Source organism: Selenomonas sp. oral taxon 138 str. F0429 (genome assembly GCF_000318175.2).
GTDB classification, from domain to species: domain Bacteria; phylum Bacillota; class Negativicutes; order Selenomonadales; family Selenomonadaceae; genus Centipeda; species Centipeda timonae.
In genome coordinates this window covers 154,661-161,099 of record NZ_KB290947.1, presented here as the reverse complement: position 1 = coordinate 161,099, position 6,439 = coordinate 154,661, and the positions used below count along the sequence as shown (strand labels likewise).

The 6,439-nt window shown below is 56.0% G+C and carries 5 protein-coding genes; 4 read left to right on the top strand and 1 reads right to left on the bottom strand.

Going from position 1 to position 6,439, the window contains the following annotated elements:
* Together HMPREF9163_RS07745 and HMPREF9163_RS07740 are read left to right on the top strand one after the other, a co-directional pair.
* The coding region (locus tag HMPREF9163_RS07745; RefSeq protein ID WP_009441198.1) for a flagellar hook-basal body complex protein at positions 1 to 1,966 on the top strand (1,966 nt) is incomplete at its 5' end.
* Between the two features lie 196 nt (positions 1,967 to 2,162).
* Positions 2,163 to 3,506, top strand: coding sequence for an anaerobic C4-dicarboxylate transporter (locus tag HMPREF9163_RS07740; protein ID WP_037346642.1), 1,344 nt, complete (start codon positions 2,163 to 2,165; stop codon positions 3,504 to 3,506).
* A 65-nt stretch (positions 3,507 to 3,571) separates the two neighbouring features.
* Here HMPREF9163_RS07740 and HMPREF9163_RS07735 read toward each other — a convergent pair whose 3' ends face one another.
* Positions 3,572 to 4,468: a LysR family transcriptional regulator gene (locus HMPREF9163_RS07735; protein ID WP_009441196.1), complete on the bottom strand. Its 897-nt coding sequence runs from the start codon at positions 4,466 to 4,468 to the stop codon at positions 3,572 to 3,574.
* A gap of 217 nt (positions 4,469 to 4,685) precedes the next feature.
* Between HMPREF9163_RS07735 and motA the strand changes: the two genes are divergently transcribed.
* Both motA and HMPREF9163_RS07725 read left to right on the top strand, forming a co-directional pair.
* A complete protein-coding gene (motA, locus tag HMPREF9163_RS07730) occupies positions 4,686 to 5,477 on the top strand; it encodes a flagellar motor stator protein MotA (protein WP_009441195.1) in 792 nt (263 codons plus the stop codon).
* Position 5,478: 1 nt separating this feature from the next.
* A complete protein-coding gene (locus tag HMPREF9163_RS07725; RefSeq protein WP_009441194.1) occupies positions 5,479 to 6,402 on the top strand; it encodes a flagellar motor protein MotB in 924 nt (307 codons plus the stop codon).
* Positions 6,403 to 6,439: the final 37 nt, after the last annotated feature.

The following is a 6,439-nucleotide window of genomic DNA, read 5'->3' as shown; positions in this document are numbered from 1 at the left end:
CAACATTGCGAACGTCAACACGACAGGCTTCAAGGCGAGCCGCGTCACGTTCGCAGATATGATCTCGCAGAACCTCTCGGGTGCATCCTCGCCGAACGGCACGATCGGCGGCGTGAACCCGAAGCAGGTCGGTCTCGGCATGAGCGTGGCGAGCACAGACCTCATCTACACGAACGGCTCCGTCCAGCAGACGGGCAAGAACACGGACGTTGCGATCTCGCGCGGCGATGGGCTCTTTGTCGTCAAGCGCGGCAATCAGCAGTTCTATACGCGCAACGGTGCGTTCGGATTTGATGCGGAGGGCAACCTCACAATCCCGAGCACGGGTCTCTACGTGCAGGGATATATGGCGAACAACGGCGTCCTCAACGTTGCGGGCGACAATACGACGAAGATCCAGATCCCCGCGGGCAAGTCGATGGATGCAACGACGACCGCAACCGCATCCTACACGAAGAACCTCAATGCGACAACGCCTGGGTATGAGGTGGCAAACACTCTTGTGAAATATGCGGACGGCACCTCAGAGACGGTTGCGAACTATACCCCGACGGAAACGGGGCGCATCTCGCTGACGCTCTCGACGGGTGAGACCGTCACACTGGACGGCACAGCAACCTATCCGTTCGATACGGCAACTCCTGTGAACGGCAAGACACTCTACACGTCTAAGATTTCCAACATCACGGCATCGGCTACGGGCAAGGTGGATCTCAAGCTGGGGATTGATCCCACAAACGCTTCCAGCCCCAAAAAGATTGCAGGCGCCACGGCGGATATCTCTCTCACAGGGCTTGAAAGTGGTACCTATGCCTATGGCGGGACGTATAATATCAGCGGAACGATTAGGAAAGTAACGACGATCGGTACGAATGAAATTGAGCTGGAACTGGCTGCGGACAACAACTTTACCAATCCGAAGGCTGTGACCACGGTCACCGTTCCAAGCCCGACAACCTTTACCTACAAGGTCGGTGACACCTACAACGGACAGCTCAAGATCAAAGAGGTAAAGGGGCAGCCTGGATCAATTCTGGCGACGGCGGACGGCAATAAGGCGAAACTCGCCGCCGCTGAGACCGTGACGAGTGCGACGCAGACCTTCGCGCGCGTGGCCACGGCTGCAGACGGCAACGTTGCATCGACTTCGCGTGTCTCTGTCTATGAGTACAACAACAAGACGGTCTCAGGGGTAGTGCTCAATACAAAAAGCGGCACATCCATCGACGGACTTGTGGCAAAGAGCTATGGGACAGGAGATACGTTCTATCCTTCTGTGGCAACGACGATCACCGTGTATGATTCGCTCGGTGCAAAGCATTCGGTTCCTGTTGTTTATACGAAGGCAGAGAACAATAAATGGACCATCTCCCTTGGCAGCGGCGGAGACTCCTATACCATCAAGGAGGCGGATGGCACAACGACGACTGTTGCGCTGACGAAGACCGACCTCAACTTTGATACGGCGGGTGGGTATGTCAGCGGATCGGCATCGTTGAACCTCACCTATACGAACGGTGCGGCGCCGCAGCAGGTCTCTATGAACCTCGCGGCAATCACTCAGTACTCAGGCACGTCGACGATCTCGGCGACTTCGGACGGCAATGCGGCAGGTACGCTCTCGAGTGTTGACATCGACAGCACGGGCGTCATCACGGGCACGTACACGAACGGCGTGCGCCAGAAAGAGGCGCAGATCGCAATGGCGCAGTTCAACAACCCGTCCGGTCTCACGAAGATGGGCGGCAACCTCTATCAGGAGTCGAACAACTCTGGTACGCGTACGATCAGCGGTGCGTCTGACATCGGCACAGAGCTCACTACGTCGGCACTCGAGATGTCGAACGTCGACCTCGCCGACCAGTTCTCCGACATGATCATCACGCAGCGCGGCTTCCAGTCGAACTCGAAGATCATCACGGTATCCGACGAGATGCTTGAGACCCTCATCAATATGAAGCGGTAAACGAATATCTCCCGCGCAAGAGCCGCCCGTATGGGCGGCTCTTTGTATTGCGGCAGATGTTTTTTAAGATATAGTTTGCATTTATACCTAGAAGACTTTACTAATAACGCATTCATGCTGTATAATGACGCAAGATGTATTATATCTGTGCGGAGTGGGGACTCTGCGGAAGCATCAGAATGGGGGAATTATATTTATGGAAATGCTGTTGGGCTTTATTGTCCTGCTGGCCTGCCTGATTGTCGGTGTGCGGCACGGCGGTCTTGGTCTTGCGGTGATCAGTGGCTTCGGCCTTGTGATCTACACGTTTGGTTTTGGCTATCAGCCAGGTAAGCCGCCGGTCGATGTCATGCTGATCATCCTCGCGGTGGTGACATGTGCGGGCTTCCTGCAGACCTCGGGCGGACTCACTGTCATGCTCAAGTATGCGGAGAAGTTCCTGCGCAACAATCCGAAGCATGTCACGATTCTCGCACCGCTCACGACGTGGTTCCTGACGGTGCTCTGCGGTACGGGGCACGTTGTCTATACGATGTTCCCGATCATCTACGATATCGCGATCAAGCAGGGCATCCGTCCCGAGCGTCCGATGGCGGTCTCGTCCGTTGCCTCGCAGATGGGCATCTGTGCCTCGCCTGTGTCCGTAGCTGTCGTCTCTATGGTTGCCTTCCTCTCCGCCTCGGGGCATGAGTTCACTGTGTTCCAGGTGCTGTCGGTTTCGATTCCTGCGACAGGCTTCGGCGTACTCTTTGCAGCGCTCTGGAGCTATCGCCGCGGAAAGGATCTCGAGCAGGATGAGCGATTCCAAGAGTTCATCCGTGACCCTGAGAACAAGAAGTATGTTTACGGCGATGCGGAGACACTGCTCGATAAGGAGCTGCCAAAGGAATACTACCGCGCGATGTTCATCTTCTTTGCTGGTATCATTGCCATCGCGATTCTCGGCAACTTCCCCGAACTGCTACCGAAGTTCCCACCGAAGCCAGATGCTGCACCGAAGGCGATCTCGATGGTTGTCGTCATCCAGATGGTCATGCTGCTCGTGGGGGCGATCATTCTGGTCAGCTGCAAGGTGAAGGCGAAGGATGTCGGCAACTCGCAGGTGTTCCGCTCGGGCGTCGTGGCGCTTGTCTCGGTCTATGGTGTTGCATGGATGGCGGACACGTACTTCATGAACCACATTGGCTTCCTGAAGGAGTTCCTCGGCTCTGCCGTGCAGACCTATCCGTGGGCGTACGCCGTCCTCGCGTTCCTCACGTCGAAGCTCGTGAACTCGCAGGGCGCGGCGATTGCAATCGTTGTGCCGATGGCGATCAATGTGGGCATGGACCCGATCCTCGTACTCTCGTTCATCTCGGCGTGCTACGGCTACTTCTTCCTGCCGACCTACCCGTCCGACCTCGCGTGCATCGGCTTTGACCGCTCTGGCACGACGCGCATCGGCAAGTACATCCTGAACCACTCGTTCATGATTCCAGGGCTGATCGGCGTCATTTCGGGCTGCTGCGTCGGCTATGTCGTAGCACATCTGATTTTCTGAGCAGTATAAATTGCGCATAGAAAAGCCTCCTCCGTTTGCTGCGGGGGAGGCTTACTCTGTCTATATCAGAGCATCGTATGATCGGGTTGGTGGCTGAGAATGCTCTTGCTGAATTCGATGAAGGACTGCGCGGCGCGCGAAATGTAGCGGTCGCGCTTCCACGCAAGACCGACGTCGACGTATACGGGCGTAGCGAGTGGTATGGCGCGGATACCCGGCGTGTCGCGCACGATCATGTCGAGCAGGAAGGCATTGCCGACGCCGCTCGCGACGAGCCCCATGATGGTGACGACCTGATTGGATTCGAGTACAATGTTCGGCGTAAAGCCTGCTGTCTTCATCGTTTGCAGCATGGTCTGTCGTAGGAAGGAACCCTCTTTGAGCATGATGAGGTTGTGATCCTCAATGTCCTGAAGCGTGATCGCCTTGCGTGCAGCGAGATCGCTGTCCTCGGGGACACAGCAGACAATTTGGCTGCGCGCCATCGGGAGGAGCTGGAGATTCGGCGAGGTGTCGGGGATGATGATGATGCCGAAGTCCAGTTCGTCGCGCTCAAGCTGCTCGCGGATTGCGACGGAACCCTCCTCATGCAGGTATACGTCGAGATGGGAATAGCGGCGCTGAAAGCTCGAGAAGATCTTTGGGAAGAGGTAGGCACCCATCATTGGCGGGATGCCGATCTTGATTGTGCCCTTCTGCAGCTGCTTGTAGTCGTTGACCTCGAGCACGGCGTCCTGTATGTTGCGCAGCGCTACCTCGACGCGCCCGAGGAAGACTGCACCCTCAGGCGTTAGGGAGAGCTGCTTCTGACTGCGGTCAAAGAGCTGTATGCCAAGTTCGCCCTCCAGTTTTTTGATCGCAACAGTGATATTCGGCTGGGAGACGCGGAGGCGTTCGGCGGCGCGCGTGATGTTTTTCAGGCGGCTCGCCATCTGGAAATATTCCAACTGCCGTAGTTCCATGAGACCATCCTCCTAATAATTTTTTTTTATGCGCTTTCTATTATACCATATTTTCGGTGAATGTATGATAGGATAATGCAAATTTATTGGAAAAATTTCTTGAGTTTTTTTAAAAAATAGGTAGGATTTTTTAGGGAATTATGGAATAATATAGGAAGATGTGGACGTGTATCTGACGGAGCGGATATGTGTGCGTTCGCTGATCGAGAGAAATGGAATGGGGGCTTTTGTTTTGGAAAAATCAACAGTCATCGGGCTTATCATGGGGGTCATCTCGATCTTTGTCGGCATGATCCTAAAGGGAGCACCGCTCACGGCGCTCAACAATCCGGCGGCGTTCCTCATCATCATTGGCGGTACGTTCTCGTGCCTGTTCATTGGTTTTCGCATGGAGCAGCTGGGAAATTTCATCAACCTGATCAAGAAGACCTGCCAAGTTCCGCAGCTTCAGGAAAAGGGGCAGCTCGTGCAGCAGTTCATCGAGCTGTCGCAGATTGCGCGCCGTGAGGGCATCCTTGCCCTTGAGAGCAAGGCGCAGGAGATTCAGGATCCGTTCTTTCGCACGGGTCTGGGCATGGTCATCGACGGCATGGATCCGGACTTCGTAGGCGATGTTCTGGATGCAGAGCTGGCGATCATGCAGGAGCGCCACGCCGAGGGGCGTTCGATGTTCACACAGGCGGGCACGTATGCACCAACGCTGGGCGTTCTGGGTGCCGTTGTCGGCCTGATTGCTGCTCTGGGTAACCTGAACGATATCGATAAACTCGGTCACTCCATTGCAGCTGCATTCGTTGCGACGATTCTGGGTATCTTTACCGGATACGTTCTCTGGATGCCGTTCGCAAATAAGCTCAAGATCATGTCCGAGCAGGAAGTCAGTCAGAAGCGCATGATCATCGAGGGCATTCTCTCGCTGCAGGCGGGCGACTCCCCGACGGCGATCGAGGCGAAGCTCATGGTCTTCATCCCGCAGACGGAGCGTGAGGCGCTGAAGGGAGAGGGCTGATATGGCGAGAAAGAAGCATGCGAAGCCGCATGAAGAAGAAGCAGGCGAGGCCTGGCTCCTCCCGTATTCGGATCTAATGACGCTGCTCCTGGCTCTCTTCATTGCTCTCTTTGCAATGTCCCAGACGGATTCATCGAAGATGCAGGCACTCGCGCAGGCGTTCACTGCGGCGTTCAATATGGGCGGGCCATCCTTCTTCTCCGGTATGGGACCCTCCATGTCGATGCCGTCGACACCGAGCTCAGGAGCTGAGAGCTCCAACAGTGCGTACATGGAAGAAAACGAGAATCTGCGTGAGGCGCAGGAGAAACTCGAGCAGTATATCAAGGAGAACAATCTTGAGGATCAGGTCAGTACCGAGCTCACTGAGGACGGGCTGATGATCCGACTGAAGGAAAAGGCGCTCTTTGCCTCCGGCTCTGCATCGTTGCAGGGGCAGGCGGAGCAGATTGTGCCTGTGATCGCGGCTCTCCTTTCCTCTCTGCCGGAGCGCGTGACCATCTCGGGACACACGGATAATGTGCCGATCTCTACGGCGCAGTTCCCGTCGAACTGGGAGCTGAGCTCCTCGCGTGCCGTGAATCTCATGCGCGGTCTCATGGGCGCACAGCCGTCACTCAATCCCGCGCGGTTCAGTGCGCTGGGCTACAGTGAATATCGTCCGATTGCATCGAATGATACGGAGGAGGGGCGTGCGCAGAATCGTCGTGTTGAGGTCTTCATTGCGCGCAGCATGCGCTTCAGCCAGGACGACTCGATCAGCGCCTCTGACGGGCAGGTAAAGACGAGTGCAAATGCGCCGTCGAATGCAATGCCGACCTCGACGGGCACGGGGGCACAGGCAGGTTCGTCTGAGATCATGGGTGCTGCTCAGCGGCCGACCCCGAACTCACCAGGGGTGGTACCGGCACCATTACAGCGCTGAATGTAAGAGAAAAAGGAATTGAAAGGGGCTATTGCGG